At 30.9% G+C, this 17,285-nt stretch carries 15 protein-coding genes; 1 reads left to right on the top strand and 14 read right to left on the bottom strand.

Annotated elements, in window-relative coordinates; all coding sequences use genetic code 11:
- Positions 1–163: 163 nt before the first annotated feature.
- The 3 genes from ACJJVO_RS14350 to ACJJVO_RS14340 all read right to left on the bottom strand — a co-directional run bounded on the left by ACJJVO_RS14350 (position 164) and on the right by ACJJVO_RS14340 (position 3,501).
- On the bottom strand, positions 164–1,369 hold the full coding sequence (locus tag ACJJVO_RS14350) for a glycosyltransferase (RefSeq protein ID WP_405575315.1): 1,206 nt from the start codon (positions 1,367–1,369) through the stop codon (positions 164–166).
- A gap of 577 nt (positions 1,370–1,946) precedes the next feature.
- Positions 1,947–3,188, bottom strand: coding sequence for an oligosaccharide flippase family protein (locus tag ACJJVO_RS14345; protein ID WP_405575313.1), 1,242 nt, complete (start codon positions 3,186–3,188; stop codon positions 1,947–1,949).
- Positions 3,189–3,219: 31 nt separating this feature from the next.
- On the bottom strand, positions 3,220–3,501 hold the full coding sequence (locus ACJJVO_RS14340; RefSeq protein WP_405575311.1) for an STAS domain-containing protein: 282 nt from the start codon (positions 3,499–3,501) through the stop codon (positions 3,220–3,222).
- A 155-nt stretch (positions 3,502–3,656) separates the two neighbouring features.
- On the opposite strand from ACJJVO_RS14340, the gene ACJJVO_RS14335 reads away from it, so the two are divergent.
- A complete protein-coding gene (locus ACJJVO_RS14335) occupies positions 3,657–5,720 on the top strand; it encodes a tetratricopeptide repeat protein (protein WP_405575309.1) in 2,064 nt (687 codons plus the stop codon).
- Positions 5,721–5,794: 74 nt separating this feature from the next.
- Here the strand turns inward: ACJJVO_RS14335 and ACJJVO_RS14330 are convergent, their stop codons facing one another.
- From ACJJVO_RS14330 to ACJJVO_RS14280, 11 genes are all read right to left on the bottom strand, one after another.
- Positions 5,795–6,559, bottom strand: a complete 765-nt coding sequence (locus tag ACJJVO_RS14330; protein WP_405575307.1) for a thioredoxin family protein — start codon at positions 6,557–6,559, stop codon at positions 5,795–5,797.
- A 6-nt stretch (positions 6,560–6,565) separates the two neighbouring features.
- Complete coding sequence (locus ACJJVO_RS14325; protein WP_405575305.1) at positions 6,566–7,114, bottom strand: redoxin domain-containing protein; 549 nt, start codon at positions 7,112–7,114, stop codon at positions 6,566–6,568.
- Positions 7,115–7,299: 185 nt separating this feature from the next.
- Positions 7,300–9,900 (bottom strand): DUF6923 family protein, encoded by a 2,601-nt coding sequence (locus ACJJVO_RS14320; protein WP_405575303.1) that lies wholly within the window; start codon positions 9,898–9,900, stop codon positions 7,300–7,302.
- A gap of 264 nt (positions 9,901–10,164) precedes the next feature.
- On the bottom strand, positions 10,165–10,662 hold the full coding sequence (locus tag ACJJVO_RS14315; RefSeq protein WP_405575301.1) for a CAP domain-containing protein: 498 nt from the start codon (positions 10,660–10,662) through the stop codon (positions 10,165–10,167).
- Positions 10,663–11,077: 415 nt separating this feature from the next.
- Complete coding sequence (locus tag ACJJVO_RS14310) at positions 11,078–11,788, bottom strand: LytR/AlgR family response regulator transcription factor (RefSeq protein ID WP_405575299.1); 711 nt, start codon at positions 11,786–11,788, stop codon at positions 11,078–11,080.
- A gap of 10 nt (positions 11,789–11,798) precedes the next feature.
- Positions 11,799–12,116: an Hpt domain-containing protein gene (locus ACJJVO_RS14305; protein ID WP_405575297.1), complete on the bottom strand. Its 318-nt coding sequence runs from the start codon at positions 12,114–12,116 to the stop codon at positions 11,799–11,801.
- Positions 12,103–13,167, bottom strand: a complete 1,065-nt coding sequence (locus tag ACJJVO_RS14300; RefSeq protein WP_405575295.1) for an ATP-binding protein — start codon at positions 13,165–13,167, stop codon at positions 12,103–12,105. The genes ACJJVO_RS14305 and ACJJVO_RS14300 overlap by 14 nt, the downstream gene beginning before the upstream one ends.
- The gene (locus ACJJVO_RS14295; protein ID WP_405575293.1) at positions 13,167–14,300 is read right to left on the bottom strand and encodes an FIST signal transduction protein; all 1,134 of its coding nucleotides are present in this window, start codon (positions 14,298–14,300) and stop codon (positions 13,167–13,169) included. Before ACJJVO_RS14295 ends, ACJJVO_RS14300 begins: the two co-directional genes overlap by 1 nt.
- A gap of 2 nt (positions 14,301–14,302) precedes the next feature.
- Positions 14,303–16,261, bottom strand: a complete 1,959-nt coding sequence (locus ACJJVO_RS14290) for a PAS domain S-box protein (protein WP_405575291.1) — start codon at positions 16,259–16,261, stop codon at positions 14,303–14,305.
- Positions 16,261–16,800, bottom strand: a complete 540-nt coding sequence (locus tag ACJJVO_RS14285) for a heme NO-binding domain-containing protein (RefSeq protein ID WP_405575290.1) — start codon at positions 16,798–16,800, stop codon at positions 16,261–16,263. The genes ACJJVO_RS14290 and ACJJVO_RS14285 overlap by 1 nt, the downstream gene beginning before the upstream one ends.
- Positions 16,800–17,210: a response regulator gene (locus tag ACJJVO_RS14280; protein WP_405575288.1), complete on the bottom strand. Its 411-nt coding sequence runs from the start codon at positions 17,208–17,210 to the stop codon at positions 16,800–16,802. The genes ACJJVO_RS14285 and ACJJVO_RS14280 overlap by 1 nt, the downstream gene beginning before the upstream one ends.
- Positions 17,211–17,285 lie beyond the last annotated feature (75 nt).

The raw sequence follows: 17,285 nt of genomic DNA, 5'->3' as shown, positions 1-17,285 counted from the left end.
TTCTGTTCTGCATTCATATTAATTAGAAATTAGGGAATTCTAATTGTTAGTAGGTGTTGTAATTAATTGGGGCAAAAAGGGTAATTTCGATTACTTATCTAAGCAGTAGTATTAATTAGGATGTAGGTTAATCGCACTACTTACTTGAATATAATGGTGTACATTATGATGACAACACTGCATTATGAGTTGTCTTTTTTTCTATAATTTTATTAAATTGCTCTAAGTACATATCTGCAATTTGTGACATTGGGTGTGCTGTTGCAGCTTTATAATTTGCTTTAGCAAGAAATAATCTATAAGATTCATTAGTCACAATTCCTTCTATGGCATCGGCTAAACTTTCTACACTTGTTGGATTAAAAAACTCGCCTTTATAGCCTTCATCTTGAATTAATAATGCTAAGTCACCTAAGTCTGGCATCACTACAGCTTTACCATAACTACCAGCTTGGTGTAAAACTCCAGAACTTCCTGTTGTAGATGTATATGGAAAAACAACCACTGCACTTTCATTAAATAGTTTTGGCACTTCACTTTCTTCTACATAACCCGTAAATCTTACATTAGGCACGTGCTTATAATCTTCTTGTACTTTTGCTAAGTAACCTGGTACATTTGGGTTATCTGTTCCTGCAATAACAACTTCTAGATCTAAACCTGTTTTAGCTCTCACTAATTCTACTGCTTCAATCATTCCTTCTACTTTTTTGTATGTTCCAAATTTTCCGAAAGTCATAATTTGTAATGGACCTGATGGAAGTGTATAATCTGGTTCGTCTAAAATTTCAAACGTTCCATGAGGGATTAATTCTACATTAGGTGACAAATATTTTAATTCTAAAATATTCACATACTTCTGCATAGTTACTGCAACTACATCTGCTTTTAAAATAAGCTTTGTTAAACTCGTTCCTATAAATCCGTAAATTTTCTGCATTACTTTATTAGATGTAAAACCTGCACTTCCTAAATCAACTTCTTCAAGAATGTTGTGTAGTAAAACAATGTTAGGGATCTTCTTTAATTTACAAACCAATGGTAACATTAATCCTAATGCTGCTGCAATTTTCTTATCTCCAAACTTCATAAACTGTAAGTTGAATAATACAGCGTCTGGTTGTGTGTTATTAATCGCTTTAGTAACTGAAAATAAGTTTTTATAGCTATTAAAAGACCAACATTCCTTTACTGTAATCTTACAGCCAAATTCTTTAAATTCAATATCCTTTTCTCCTTCAGTTCTATCAGTTAATAAAATGAGTTCTGTTATCTCATCCTTTTGTCTAAATTGTTTTACTAAATGATAAGCATACTCATTTAAAGTGACTTTACTTGGAGGATATGCTGTTACAATTGCTAGTTTCATAATCTTATTTTTTTTTAATGTTTTAATTAATTACACTGCAAATTTGGGGTTTTAATTGGCTGATTTTTGAGAGTTTCGATAGGATGACTTTTAGTGTAGACGAATGGAATTAATCCTTAGACAAAGCTTTTTTATATTTTGCTTTTTTAAGCCTAACAACATGATTAGCAATAGGATTATAGCTTTAAATTTGATATCGATATTATTCCTACTACCAATAAAAAATTACCGAATAAAAGAAGATTTACAAACCATAATTTAGAAGAATGAAAGACAGATGAATCTGTTTTTGAGTTTTGACCTTAAATTGGTTTGAGATGTTTTGCTTTGTACTGAATGACAGAACCCGTTATGAATGATATAATACGTTTTAATGATAATTTCTTATTGTCGTTAAGAAGGAAGTATGATTGAAGGATCTATTCTAATTATTACTTAATTCTCTATAGCTTCTTCGCTTTGCTCTCAATGACAAAACAACTAAGAATTACAACTTTATTCTAATTAAATAATATGGACTATCATTCAGTGAGAAGTATGACTGAAGAATCTATATAAATTAAAACTGAATTCTATTTTATTTCTTTTTAGAATCAAAAACAAAGAATGATAATTGAATCACTAATAGTAAAAGCATTGCTACAATTTGCATGTGAACAACCTGCTCTAAACTATCGTGAAAGAAGATAACTAACACCATTTGAAGCATTCCAAAGACTCCAGAAATAATTACTGGTACATATTTATCTAAAGACAAATAGTAATAGGCGAAGATGTTAGAAATGGCAAACATAGAAGTGGCAATAGCGTATTTCCAAAGTAAAGGTGCCATTGCAATGTATTGTTCTCCGAAAAGTATATTAATAATTAATTCAGGAAAAACTAAACACGTAAACACAATTACAATAGATATTGCTGCAATGTATCCAACATACTTAAATAATACTGATGCTGTTTCTTTCCCTTCTTTTTTCAATTCTACCACAGCTGGTAATAATAACATTACAAACATCCATGCAATGAAATACACTATTCTACCAATTAATGCTAAGGATGCATACAAACCAGCTTCGTAAGACTCAAAATAATGTTTTACTAGTAAGATATCACTGTTATTAATGATGATTTGAGTAAGTTCATAAAAGGCTGTTAGTAAAAAGAAGTTTTTAATCTGCTTACTATACTGAGCATCTAAAGCTGCTGGTTTCTTAAAACTGATTTGCTTCATTTTAAAAGGGAACAAGCCAAATACAAATGATAATAAAATCCCAATTGCGATAACTGCAGAAGACTGAATATCAAATAAAAGTATTAAGCCTAAGGTAATTACTAATCTACTTAACATTTCTGCCTGATATGTTATTGATAAAGATTTATAAGCTTTTTTACCCTGAAAAGCACCTCTGTTTACACTCATTAAAAAATACAGTGGTACTCCACAACCAAAAATGATAAACATGGTTGAAGATGATGTATTAAATAAAGCTTGTAATTGTGAAGCGAATGCTATAATTAGAATGCCTAATCCTATTCCAACGGCAAAAGCCTGTTGGTATACTCTGGCTATAAAGTTTTTAAACAATTCATTCTCAAACAAAACTGAGAATTTTGCAGTTACCAACTGAAACGTCATGGCCACAAATGATAATACTAATAAAAATGTAATTAGTACTGCAGCATCAGCAAACGCAGTTGGTCCTAAAAGACGACCTAAAATTAGATTGTACAAATAGTTTCCTCCGTTTACAGCCAACACGCTGACCATAAATAATTGTTCTGGCGTTAACTTTCTAGACTTGATTGCTGTTAATAATTGCATGATGTTTTGTTTTAACTTTTATTATTTAGTATTATGCGGCAACTTTGATACTTCTTATACTTTCAAAAATGTGTTGTGAAACGTTTCCTACTATTAAAAAACCTCTGTCAAATTTTAAAGCATTGTTATATAAAACTCTAATTGCGTTGATTCCATCTTCATCAATTTCGTTGATGTTCTCTATATCTATAGTTAAGTCTCCAGATGCATTCAAAATAGTTTCAAAATGTGTTTGAAAGTATTCTGCTGTTGAAGCGTTAATTGCTCCTGATACTGAAAATAATCCGAAATTTTCTTTAATTGTAAGTGACATAATTTTGTTGTTTTTTAGTTATTATTGTTTTAAATCTGACACAAATATCAAGAGTATTTCCATGTAAGTGCAGTGTATTTCGATGGATGGCAGATTGCTGTAGATGAATGAACGTCAAATAGTGCTTAACTTGCAGTAAGTAAAATGATACTAAAATGAAGACCTTAAAATCACTTATTAATCTTAGCATATTCTTAATCGTTTTTAGCGTAACAGCTCAAGACATGAAAGAAGGATTTACCTATTTAGAAACCGGAAAGTATGCTCAAGCAGAAACATTCTTTAATACCATATTAAAAGATTATCCTAATAATAAGACTGCGCGTTTATGTTATGGACGTGCCATTGGACTAAATGGAAAGGCGCCAGAAGCAAACGTATTGTTTACAGATTTGCTTGCAGACTATCCAAATGATTTTGAGGTAAAACTAAATTATGGTGAGTCTTTATTATGGAATAGCAACTTTGCAGATGCCAAAGTGTACTATAAAGGTTTAGTCACAGAAGACCCAAAAAGTTTTGCTGCGTTATTAGGTTTTGCAAATACGCTTTCTAATTTAAAAGAATATGAAGACGCTTTAATTATGGTAAATAAAGCTTTAGACGTTTCTCCAGGAAACCCAAATGCTATGGTTTCTAAAAAATACATCTATTTAGGATATGCTTACCAAAATCAACAAGCTCAAAACTATGATAAGGCAGAACTGCTATTAACAAAAAACCTTGAGTTATATGGAGACGACAAAGACACCTTATTAAACTTAGCTAATTTGTACTTAATTTGGAACAAACTAGACAGTGCTAAATCAATATACAATAGATTAGCAGAACAACCAGAGCATAAAATTATTGCCCTTAACGGTTTGGCTTTAGTTGAACATCTTAATGGAAAAGAAAAGAAAGCTTTAAGTATAAGTACTGAAGCTTATAATAGTCTTAATGAAAACACAGATCAAAACATTACTAAACAAACTACAGAACGTTATGCGCAAGCTTTAATTTGGAACAAAAAATACAAAGCTGCCAAAAATCTCATTGATACCTTAATTATTGAAAACCCAAACAAAAACTGGGTTTTAGCTTTACGTGCCACTTTAAATATTTATAAGAGTAATTTTAAAAAGAGTTTAACAGATTACAACCAAATATTAGAAAACGATAGCACCTCTTTTGATGGTAACCTCGGAAAAGCAAACGTATTGAAAGCGCTAGGTTATACTGATGAAGCATACAACTCAGCAGAGAACACTTTAAAATTTTACGACAAGCAAAAAGACGCGACTAACTTTATTAACCAATTAAACAACAGCTTCGCTCCTACCTTAGAATCTAAGGCTGCACATACCTTTGATAACGGTGACAATAAAGCATTTTCATTTAATAGTAATGTTATTTTTCCTTTGTCTACTAAGTTTGCTGTATTAGGAAACTATAATTACCGAACAACAAACAACACAATTACAGACCATAGTGCTACATCTAATAATCTTTCGTTAGGTTTATCTTATAAATTTATACCGAGCATTACATTTAAAGGCTCAGCAGGTATGACCTCAGCAAAAGCAGAGACTGATGATTACACGCAACTGTTAACCGATATTTCTTTTAATATTAAATCTTTTAAATTACAAACCTTAGATATTGGTTACAAAAGACAAATTGAAAGTTTTAATGCCGATTTATTAGATCGAGAATTAGTACAAAATAATTATTACGCTAATTACAATTTAGGCACCAACTTTAACCTAGGTTGGTTTACACAATTAATGCACACCTCTCAAAATGATGGCAATAAAAGGAACTTATTATTTACATCGTTATATTATAATATTTTACCAAAACCATCTGTTAAGGTTGGCTTTAATTACCAATATATTACGTTTAAAGATCAGTTACCTACAGTATATTTTAGTCCAGAAAAATTTAATGCCTATGAGGTATTTATCAACTTAATTAAAGATGAAGCTGCCGCGAAACCTAAAGAATGGTTTTATAATGCTACTGCTGCTTTTGGCTATCAATATATTGAAGACGATCCTAAAATAACTGCTTATAGAATACAAGGTGCTTTTGGGTACAAATTTTCAGAGCGTAGCTTATTAAACGTTTATGGCACACGAAGTAATATTGCATCTGCAACAGCTTCAGGTTTTACATTTACTGAAATTGGTTTACGTTTTAAATGGCAGTTTATGAAGAAGGCGGTTTTTGGAAAGTAGATTCAACTTTCTACAAAAGAAAAAACACAAGCCAATGGCTTGTGTTTTTTTATACTTAAAACTAAACTTATTTACTATGCTCTTGCTGCTTTTACAGGACAACCTATAGCTTTAGTTAAACTTGGATTTGGTTTTTCTCCTGCTTCTAATGCTTTAATAGCTTCTTCTACATACTTCACTTTTACATCTTCTGGAGATTTAGAATTATCATCAATTGCTCCAATATATTGCACTTTACGTTCTTTATCTAATAAAAATACATGAGGCGTTCTAACCGCACCATATTGTGGGTATATTTCTTGTCCTTCATCTACTAAATAAGCGAAAGGAAATCCTTTTTCTTTTGCTCTAGCTTGCATTGCTGAATAGCCTTCCTTTTCGTTTTCAGGACTATTAGGATTAATCGCAATTACAGAATACCCTTGTGGTGCATAAGTATTATGTAATTCTATTAAACGGTCTTCGTATAACTTTGAAAAAGGACATTCATTACATGTAAATGTTACAATATACCCTTTAGCATTTTCTATACTGGCTAAAGACACCATAGAACCATCAACATTTTTAAGGTTAAAATCGGAAGCTACTTCTCCTATTTTATAACCTCCAATTTCTTCTAAGGTTTTTGTTTGTTCAGGGCTTCCTCCTTTTGGTGGTCCCTTTCTATCTCCTCCATGTGGCGGACCTTTACGATCGCCCTCATGATGCTTACCGCCTGGGCCTTTCTCATGGTTTTCATGCCCTGAAGCTGTATCTTGATTAGTCCCTTTGTCTTTACATCCTACTAGTACAACTGTAGATAATGCAATCATTGACAATGCTACTTTTATTCTTTTCATATTAATTTATTTTTTAATGGTTTTATTTACTTGGTTCTCTAAATCTTTTAAGTTCTCAAATGAGCGCTCATAAAAAGCGCGATCTTCATTATTAAATATGATTGTAAAAGGAATGGCTCCAGACCAATTTGGATCTATCTTATCTATCCAATTATTTGAATCTGGATCATCTAATAAAACGACTTTTGAAGTAATATTATTTTCTTTTAAAAATGGTTTTAATTTGGTTTCAATTTCTTTTGGAAAATCCATACTTACCAAAAGTACTTCAACGTCTGGATGCTTTTTAGCATAAGCCTCAATATAAGGCAGTTCTTTAACACAAGGTGCACACCACATTGCCCAAAAGTTAACGATATAAGTTTTATTGGTATCTGTATAAAAAAGAGGTTCTATAGCTTCAAAATTGTATACTTCAATAGTTTCATTAACATTAGTGCTACTCAATTCAGTAATCTCTTTTTTGTCATTTTTACAACTAAAACAAAAACATACCATAAGAAGCATGTAAAATAGCTGATGTATTTTTTGTTTTAAAACTTTAGTTTTTTTCACAGTTTAAAAGGTATAAGTCTATTGGACTTATAAAATTTTAAAAAGTTTAATTTCATTTGTAATTAATAAGGAATTTACTTCAAAAGATTTTATGTAATGATTTCTAACTCATGAAACCGCTATAAAAAAGAATAGGCAAAAGCTTGCGCTTTTGCCTATTACAATAAGGAATTAACTAAGGGTTATTAATTAATAATCAGTTTTAAGGGATTAAACTCATACTGGTTACTAACGATTTTACAGAAATATAAGCCTGAGCTTAAATTCTCTCTGTTTATGGTGATGCTGTTTTTTCCTGATACAGCATTAAATGTTCTATGGTGTACTTGCTTTCCTAACTGGTCGTACATTACAAATTGTACAGTTTCGCTTTGGTTTACGTTAAAGCTTAGTGTGGCTTGTGTTGTCATTGGATTAGGATAAACAGACACTTTAGTTGTTTCTGTTTCAAAATCACCCACAGACAATGTACTCGCTTGTGAAAATCGCAGCTGATTTATATTCATTACTTTAGAAGTCGATATACCATTCTCAGCTACCATAGTGAACACTATTGTTACGACATCATTTAATTCTGCTGTATCCGTTGAGTTATTTTGTAAATCTGCAATGTCTATTGAGAATTCTTGCAATGTATTTGTTAAAGCAATAGTCGTTTTATACTGTTCTTCCCAGTTAGTAATGCTTTCTTTTACAAATGTGATTTCTAAATTTCCGGTGCCTTTTGCACTGAATTGAAAACTATTGTAATCTGTAACATCTACAGCCTTAAATCTTGGTGTTAATGCTCTATAAGCAGCCACATAAGAGTTAGTTATTGCTCTCAATTCTACGTTACGTTCTATTGCGAAATCAGATGTTTCAAAATCAGAAGTATTTAAAGTCACTTCATACATACTAACATCAGTTCCTTCACGTGAAGCATCAATTCCCCATGGACCATCTGACATAAATAAATCATCTGGTGTTGCGATACCATCACCAATTCTAAAACCAATATCAAAAAGATTTCCTGTTTCTACTCTTACATTAGTAATGTAATTTCCGTTTAAGTTAATAGTAGAATTAAGATTTCCGAAGGCTTCTGTTTCTGTTGTTCTATAACCTGCATCTAAATAAATAGTTTCTGTTGCATTAGAATTTATAATCTGTAAATCTAATCCTCCATTGGTATAAGCTCCTTTTCTAACAAAAACTGTAGGAGGTGTAGAGTTATTATAACTCACAATTGGTTTTTCAATATTTAATAAGTTTAAAACTTCTTGTCCTAAGATGTACAAATCATCTATAGTATTAGACCAAATTTGGAAATTATAAAAAGTAACATTTTCTTCATATTGATCTAAATTCCAATGACTTTCTATCGCAAAATTAGTATCGTTATTTACTACTTTTGCAGATAAACTTAATACAAACTCATACGTACCATCTTCATTTTTTATTATCGATTTTATAAACTGTTGCTCGTTAATATCTATAGTAGATACTGAGATAAGCTCAGCTCCTAACAAACGATCGCATATGTATTTGGTATGTTCGTATACACCATTTTCGGTTTTTAAAGCTAACACAGAAGCGACAGCACTATTATTTTTTAGGTAATCTACAGCATAAATTTCAGTAGCATTAGTAATGCCTATTAAATCTGAAGGCGATGCTTCTACAGCCTCATCTTCATTTATAGACTCAAGTGGCACAAAATCTTGTAAAATGAAATTTGAATTTGCACTTCTACTTGCATAGTTAAATCCTTTTACTGCCTTTGGTGCTAATGTAGCATCAAATTTATATCCTGTTTTTGCTCTTTTAAAATTACGTGCATTAATCTGCTCAGATAATCTGCTATTACTTTCTAATCCACCTGCATTAGAACTCGATGTTGGTGCTTCAACAACATCACACATTCCAAATCCTGAACAAGAAGGATCCTCACAATCTATAAGTCCATCACCATCATCATCTATTCCATTATCACAAATTTCTTGCAACACTGGTGCTGTTGGGCAACGTGCACCATCATTACTATTACTTGATGGTCCGAAAGCAAATAGATTAGAATCTATATCACTTGTAGCATCAATATCTTGAACATTTTGAATCACATATATCGTTCCTGTTTGATTTGCCGACACATAAAAACGACCTTCATTATCAAAATAAACAGCTCCGTATGTGTAACTTAAACCAGAAATCACTGGAACCTCACCTAACGCTGTTACAACTCCATTATCTGGATTGATACGATATAAAATATTCGTGTTTTTTTCAACAGCATAGATTTGATTATCTACTGAATTAAAAGCCCAATCGTGAATATTAATATTTTGAGACAACGTCTCTGTTGCTTGGTGCTGTGTATAATTATCAGAATCTGGATTTAAATCTACTTTATAGTATGTTGTTCCACCAGCTTTTAAATAATAAATACCTTCTGCACTCACATCGCCAACATAACGATTGCTTGCTGGTAATTCATCTATATAAAAAGTTGTTGTATTAAAATCTTTTCCAATCCTTACAATTGATTTTTCTGGTGTACTTAATGAACCCCAAATAAAACCATCTGCAGGATTGTAAGCTGTAGCATTTATATTTCCAGGTGTTACATCTGCAGCAACTTGATAAGAATTACCAGAAGATAAATCAATAGCATACACATCGTTATACTGAAACAAGTAAGCATTAAAGTCGCAATTAAATGGCACATCTTGTGCTTGAGTACTTATACTCAATAGTATAAAAGCGACTAGTAGTAATTGATTTTTTAAAGTGTAAAGTGTTTTCATCTTCTGTTTCTTATTAGATTCTGATACAAATTTACCTGATAATCAGGCCTCAAAATTGATTTTTCGATTGGCTCCAACGATTCAACGTTAGTTAACCAATTACTATCGACGAATGGTTTTTGTCGTATTTTATGTGATCTATTTACACATAAAAAAAGGCAAAAGATTTCTCTTTTGCCTCACACTATAGATCATAATTAAGGGTTATTCAGTAATCAATAAAGGGATAATATTTAATGATTACCTACGATTATTAATAGCTCTCTACAGTTTAACAAATATGTTTGTGAAATAATATTTTCCGTTTTCATCTTTTGAAGTTGAAATTCCAAAATCAGTAACATTAGAATCTTCTATATTTTCTCTATGACTGTCACTATTTATCCAAGCATTAACTACTGATTCTGCATTAGAAAATCCATAACCTACATTTTCTAAAACTTTTTTTGCCTCTACAGCTTCCACTAAATTTTGAGATCTTGTATAGAAAAAATCATGACTTACGGCTCCTGCATCTATCATATATTGATTATGATTAATGGCTTCTTTTGAAGCTTCATTTAATATACCAAGTGGTTCTAGGTTTAATGTTGTTCTGTAAACATTAATCAACTCTAAAATTTCATAGTCTATAGGATTGTATTCTACTATGATATTTTCAGTGTTATAGATTTCTGGATTTGAAAGCTCATCTTCTACTGAACAAGAGAATAATGATATACTTAATACTAAAAGGACTACTACTTGAGATAATTTTTTCATGAGGGTTGTTATTAATTTCATTACAAAATTATTTGAATCACCTCTTCTTTTTTTTATAATTCGATTAGACCATTCAAAAGTATCGACGAACGGCATTTAACTAAAGACAAGCTATTTACATAGTGTTATTGCAAATAAAAAAGGCAAAAGATTTCTCTTTTGCCTCTAACTTTATACTAATCCATGAGTTTCCCCTTCATGTCTTATAGTGCAAATTTACATGCTATTGTAACTTGAAATATTTTTTTTCGTTAGATGATATGTTTGAAACGATGGGCTACAATAAGGTGTCGACGCATGGTTTTTTTTCTAAATTATAGACATCGCTAATCCTTATGATTATAGTTAATTCACACAGACAGGTTTCTCTTCAAAAAAGAGAAAAAAATCACTAAAACTATTATTGTAATAATACTTATAGTAAGTTAAGACGCTTCATTAACTCAGGTCTGTTAGAACGACTTACCGGAATCACATCTTTTTTAATAAGCACACTATTATCTTCGATATCAATAATTTTATCGACATTGATAATATAAGAACGATGTATTTTTAGAAATAAATCGTCTGGAAGCTTATCTTCAATTTTTTTCAGTGTAGAATGAACCGTGTAATTTTTATCATCCGTTTTTACTTGAATATAGTCACCTTTAGCTTCAACTAAATAGATACTAGGAATATCTATTTTAATTAATCGTCTATCAATATTAACATACAAATCATTCCCAGAACTTGTTTCTACTTGGCTAGAAGCCTTAGTTTCTGATACAGCTGGCTTTATGGCTTCTGCTTTATCAATAGCCTTTTTAAAACGTTGTGGTGTAATAGGTTTTACTAGGTAATCTACAATACAGTCATACCCAAATGCTTGAATAGCAAAATTAGGATCTGATGTTGTAAGGATAATTTTTGGTGGGTTTTTAATTGTATCTATAAAATCAAAACCTGTAAAATCTGGCATGTGTATGTCTAAAAATATCAAATCAATATCATTCTGATTTAGATATTTTATGGCCTGCATTGCATTTGGAAAATCCTCTAATACATTTAAGCTACTGACCTGCGAACATAGCTGACCTATGATTGCTCTTGCCGTTGCTTCATCATCAATAATAATACAATTCATGCCATCCTAATTATAACTGTTGTAAATAATTAGTCATGATCGTTAGTATGGATTCGAATTCGTCTTGAAGTTTAGTACTTCCCTCTAACAAATTATTTTCGAATGCTACTGCAGTCTCATAACTTTTCTCGAGGCCTAAAATACTAATTTTATGTTTAAGTTTATGAACGTTCTCTGCTGTAAGTTTATAGTTATTAGCTTTAATATTGGTAAAATACACCTCTTTCTCTTCTGGAAACTCTTTTTTTATGATGTCTATTAACTTTTGTTCAAAAGCCTTGTCGCCACCAGACATACTATTAATATAAGATAAATTAGGTTGTTCCATTGGGTTGTTTTTTTAATGTAAAATAAAATGTTGTGCCTTCATTTAATTTTGAAGTTAACCAAATTTTTCCACCGTATAAATTTACTATTTTCTTAACTATAGATAGACCAATACCTGTTGATTCTCCATTATTTTCTAGCTTTTCAAAGGTTTTAAATATTTTTTCGAAATATATATCTTCAATACCTTTTCCGTTATCCTTAACGGCAAACTCCCAAAACTTCCCTTTATCTTTTGCACTTACTTCAATAGTACCGTTTTGCTTATCGTTATATGAAATTGCATTTCCAATTAGGTTCTGAAACAATTGCTGCAATCTATATTTATCACCTTTTATAATTGGTAAATTAGATTTAGTGATTAAAATGTGTTTAGGTACTTGAATAATGCTTAAAACATTATCTACTAACTTGTTTAGATTTACATCATAGACCTCAATTTGATTTTTACCAATAGTAGAATACTCTAAAATCCCATTTATTAAAGTGTCCATTTTTTCTACATTAGTTCTAATAAGGTCTAATGTTTTTTTACCATTAGCATCAAAAGCATCTTTATAATCTTCTTTTAACCAAGCGGTTAATGTATCTATACTTCTAAGTGGCGATTTTAAATCGTGAGACACCATGTGCGCATAATCGCTAAGCTCTTGGTTTTGGTGGGCAAGCTCATTTAAAAGCGATTCTTTTTGCTTGTTCATTTCAATAATCTCTTTGGTTTGATTATCTATAAAATCAACCAAATCAGAACTTTTTAATTCAACAACATCGGCTTTATCTTCTTCTTTAAGGTTATAAAACTTAAGCGTATTGATAACTTCTTTTAGTTTATCAATTAACTCTTTTTGTTCTTTTGCTTCTTCTTGTAATTTTCTGTTGGCAGTATATAATTCATCTGAGCTAATTGACATGGCTCTTTGAATCATTGCTGATTGCTCATCAAAATTATTGTACGAGCTATCTATAGCGGCAAGAAACGTTTTTAATTCTTCGCTAGATTTTAATTCTTCACTTAAATACTTACGCAATTGGCGTTTAAGTAATGAATTCATTATTCACTGATTAATGTTATGGTCATGGTTTGATTATGCAACTGACAGGCCATTTCTCCATGGAATGGTGCAATTTCTCCATAGGAATAAAAACCACTCACAGCAGTGCCTTCTCCTAAAGTTTCTATGACTTCATCAATTTCTTCTTCTACACGTTGATCTAATACCAATTTTCTTCCTATACAGCTAACTAGCATTGCTATTTCTGGCTTGTTTTGCCTAAACTCTAGCGCTTGTTTTGCTGCACGCTCTGATGCGTTTGCAATATTATCAACGTTTGTCATCATCAATTGCACTTTAGAATTTTGCTTTATATCACCAGCTAAAATCACAGAGTTCTCTTCTTCATTAATATTAAGAATAGACCTCACAATAGATTGCTCTTCATCTTCAGATTTTACATTCAACGGATACAATAATGCTGCTCCTGGTAAGTCCTTTGCTTTATCTCCTAAATAACTTTTATACAAATCTAAAGCAGGCAAACCATCTAACTCATAAAGTGTATTTCCTTCTGATTTTGTTACAGTACGCTCTGGACCAAAAGGCGTCCAACCACCATGAATTGAAAAGGTGATTTCTAATGTTTCTCCATAAAAACCAATAGCCACTATTTCGCCTTCTTTAGGATTTTCATTGTATGATGCTAATGTTTTTTCAAAACGTGTATCATCACCACATAAACCTCCTGTAATTAAGAGATTTCCGTTATTAAACGTACTCATACCTTGAGTAAGTTGACTCCCATTTATAAAACTACCTTCTGAAATTACAAAAACGTATTTTAAACCCTCTTCTGGAAACTGTTTTATAAGATCATTTCCTGTTTTATAACTATCTAAATCCGCATTTAAAACATTACTTGTTTTAATTAGAAATTTACTTTTTTCAAATTCCATAGCAGTTATAGTAATGCTATTTTCATTTACAGTGCGCGATGAAATTTCAGCACAAGCAGAACCAAACACAATTTCACCATCTGGAAACAAGCCTTTAATTTCTTCATAAATAGAAGCGTCTTCCAAAAGAAGACGATTTCCAAAAACAATAACTAAAGGTTCTATTAATTTTTGGTTTTCACCAATGTAAGTCCAATCTTTATCGTTGTGCTTTACTAGCTGTACTATTTTCATGTTTATTTTTTAAGGGTAAAATAAAATGTAGTTCCGACATTAGGTTGGCTTTCTAACCAAATTTGACCTTCATGCAAATCCACAATTTTTTTAACTATCGATAATCCTATTCCTGTAGAATCTTTACTCTTATTTAACGAGTGGAATATTTTAAATATTTTATCGTGAAACTGTTTTTCAATGCCAATTCCATTATCTTCAATTGAGAATTTGTAATGACTTTTTAAATCTTCTACATCTATAGTTATTAGGCCTTTTTCTTTATCAATAAATTTAACTGCGTTACTAATTAAATTTTGAAACAGCTGTTGTAACTTTATTGCATCTCCTTTAATTGTTGGCAAAGGATTTAAGGCATTTATAGCAATATGCTCTGGGATGTATAAAATAGTTTTTAGATCTAATAACATTTTATTAAGATCAACATCTGCCTTTTCAGTGTTATCTGTACCAACACTAGAATAATCTAAAACATCTGAAATGAGCTGCTCCATCTTTTCTAAGGTTGCTTCAATAAGTTCAAAATTCTTTAAACTCATATCATCTAACTTCCCTTTATTATCCTCTTTTAACCAATTTACTAAAGCATCAATACTCCGTAACGGTGATTTTAAATCATGAGAAACAATATGTGCATATTCTTGTAATTCGTTATTACTACGCTCTAATTTGAGAAGCAGTTTTTCTTTTTGAAGTTCTAGACTCTTAAGTTCGGTAATATCTAAATGTATACCTATAGATCCAATTATTTTTCCATCTATATCATAATTTGGTGCTCCACTTATTAACCAATGTCTAGTTTTACCAAATTTGCAAATGGCCGTAAGTTCATAAGAACTAGATTCTCCTCTTTTTCTTTTTTCTTGTTCTGCAGCTATTGTACCAGAACAATCATCTAAAGGGTAAATTTCTCTTGATTTTCTACCTAATAATTCTTCTTCAGTATAACCAGACATTTCAGTAAAACTCTGATTAATCATTAATATTTCATCATCGTTATTAACCTCAACCAAACCTAAGTGCATATTAGCAATAATGCCGTAATATTTTTGTTTTTGAGCCTCTAAACTTTTACGATACGTACGTTTTAAAGTGACGTCTGTAAAAGTCCATAAAAAACCCTTAGACTTTTCCCCAATAGTAATAGGCATATAATTACGCTCTAATATGGTACCATCTACCATCTCTAGTTCGTCACCAATGACAATTTCTTTAGCTTTGTCAATGGTATTCATCCGTTGAATAAATGCTTCTGGATCTTTAAATAAAACTTTGTTTTGTTCTGAAGCTGAAGTGCAATCCATACCATATAAATCTGATGGCTTTGCATTAATGTTAAAAAGCTCACAGAATTTTGTGTTAGAAAGCACAATGTTTCTGTTTTCGTCTTCTAGGATGATACCACTGTCTAGGTTTAAAACTAAAGTCGCTAATCTATTTTCAGATTCTATTAATCTTTCTGCTGATGCTCTTTCTGCTGTAATATCTCTAACGATTCCTTGAGCCGCAATTGGTTTATTGTGTTTATCAAAAACAATACTTCCATTTATATGAACCCATTTTACTTCCTTTGATTTGGTATAAACTCTAGTTTCATAATCTTTAAAGAAGCCATTTTTTTGTAATTCATTAAAGCTATTTATTGCATATTGAAAATCATCTTTGTAAATAAGGCTTCCTACTTTTATATTTTCTTTATCAATGTCGTAACCAAATAATTTTGTAGCTGCCTCATTAAATTTTAAAATATGCCCATCAAAATCCATTACCACATAGGCATCAACTATATTTTCGAAGATACCTTGTAATTCTGATGATTTTTCGTCTAATAAACTTTCGAGTTTTTGGGTTGTAAAGTAGAGTTCCCTTGATTTTTCTTCAAGGATTTTTTCGGCTGCCTTTCGAGCATTTTTTTCTCTATTAAGAGCGCGTTTTAATATCTCTACTTGGTTTTGATCCATTAATTTTTATTAATCACAAACCTTACCTGAGTTCCGTCTTCTTTAATTTTTTCTAATTCTATAGTGGCTGTAGAATTAAAATGTTCGAATGTTTTATTCATTAAACCAAGTCCAAAGTGATGCATAGCTCTACTTGAGGTGTAATCCATAACGAGATGATTATCCGTTTTTTCTATGACTTCAAATGTTGGTAATTCTGCATCTGGATAGATTTTTCTAACCTCTACATGAATATGATTTTCAATAGATGAAATCATTTCAATAGGATCCTTGTATGTTGCTAAAAGTCCTGGGTAACTTTTTTCTATTACACTAAAAAAATGTTCAGCATATACTAAAAGTAAGTTATCAATAGAAATACCTGTGTTTTCACTTAAGTGTTGCAATAATTGTAGCATTTCAGAAAAGCTATACGTACCAACTGATGTATAAATACCGTCTGATGCTAACTCTGAACTAGAAATGATTCTATCTACCATTTCTAAACCAAATTTATCTTCAACGAGTTCTAAAAACTCTGTAAAAACAATGCCTTTCATTATGCTTTTATTAATTCGTTAATGCTCCAATAAGCCAATAATTTCTCCATCTTAGCTACGTAATCTTCATATTTTAAAGGTTTTAAAACGTAACCTGCAACACCAATCTTATAACATTCTAACAAATCTTTTTGGTTGTTAGATGTTGTTAAGATAATCGTTGGAATATATTTTAGGGTATCATCGTTTTTTAAAATCCCTAAGAATTCTATACCATTAATTTTTGGCATGTTTAAATCTAATAAAATAATATCAGGAAGTACGTCTTTTTGTTCTAAAATTTTGAGTGCTTCTTCTCCATTATTAGCTTCGATGATTTTATGATTAAGTTTTAATGAAGAAATTGTTCTATTTAGCTTCATAACTTCAATCATATCATCTTCTATCAGTAAAATATTTAGGGTTCTCATTAATAGCTGCTTTGTGTTTAGTAAGCCAAATTAGTTGAATTATAGAACAACAGTTTTTTAATTCGGCTAGTTGTA

Source organism: Winogradskyella sp. Asnod2-B02-A (assembly GCF_045063645.1).
GTDB lineage: Bacteria > Bacteroidota > Bacteroidia > Flavobacteriales > Flavobacteriaceae > Winogradskyella.
Note: the sequence above shows the minus strand (reverse complement) of the source record. Positions and strands in the feature narration are given on the sequence as shown.

Coding starts and splice junctions, on each gene's coding strand:
- ACJJVO_RS14350 (WP_405575315.1), bottom strand. CDS start 1,369: ATGAAACTAGCAATTGTAACAGCATATCCTCCAAGTAAAGTCACTTTA.
- ACJJVO_RS14345 (WP_405575313.1), bottom strand. CDS start 3,188: ATGCAATTATTAACAGCAATCAAGTCTAGAAAGTTAACGCCAGAACAA.
- ACJJVO_RS14340 (WP_405575311.1), bottom strand. CDS start 3,501: ATGTCACTTACAATTAAAGAAAATTTCGGATTATTTTCAGTATCAGGA.
- ACJJVO_RS14335 (WP_405575309.1), top strand. CDS start 3,657: ATGAAGACCTTAAAATCACTTATTAATCTTAGCATATTCTTAATCGTT.
- ACJJVO_RS14330 (WP_405575307.1), bottom strand. CDS start 6,559: ATGAAAAGAATAAAAGTAGCATTGTCAATGATTGCATTATCTACAGTT.
- ACJJVO_RS14320 (WP_405575303.1), bottom strand. CDS start 9,900: ATGAAAACACTTTACACTTTAAAAAATCAATTACTACTAGTCGCTTTT.
- ACJJVO_RS14315 (WP_405575301.1), bottom strand. CDS start 10,662: ATGAAAAAATTATCTCAAGTAGTAGTCCTTTTAGTATTAAGTATATCA.
- ACJJVO_RS14310 (WP_405575299.1), bottom strand. CDS start 11,788: ATGAATTGTATTATTATTGATGATGAAGCAACGGCAAGAGCAATCATA.
- ACJJVO_RS14305 (WP_405575297.1), bottom strand. CDS start 12,116: ATGGAACAACCTAATTTATCTTATATTAATAGTATGTCTGGTGGCGAC.
- ACJJVO_RS14300 (WP_405575295.1), bottom strand. CDS start 13,167: ATGAATTCATTACTTAAACGCCAATTGCGTAAGTATTTAAGTGAAGAA.
- ACJJVO_RS14295 (WP_405575293.1), bottom strand. CDS start 14,300: ATGAAAATAGTACAGCTAGTAAAGCACAACGATAAAGATTGGACTTAC.
- ACJJVO_RS14290 (WP_405575291.1), bottom strand. CDS start 16,261: ATGGATCAAAACCAAGTAGAGATATTAAAACGCGCTCTTAATAGAGAA.
- ACJJVO_RS14285 (WP_405575290.1), bottom strand. CDS start 16,800: ATGAAAGGCATTGTTTTTACAGAGTTTTTAGAACTCGTTGAAGATAAA.
- ACJJVO_RS14280 (WP_405575288.1), bottom strand. CDS start 17,210: ATGAGAACCCTAAATATTTTACTGATAGAAGATGATATGATTGAAGTT.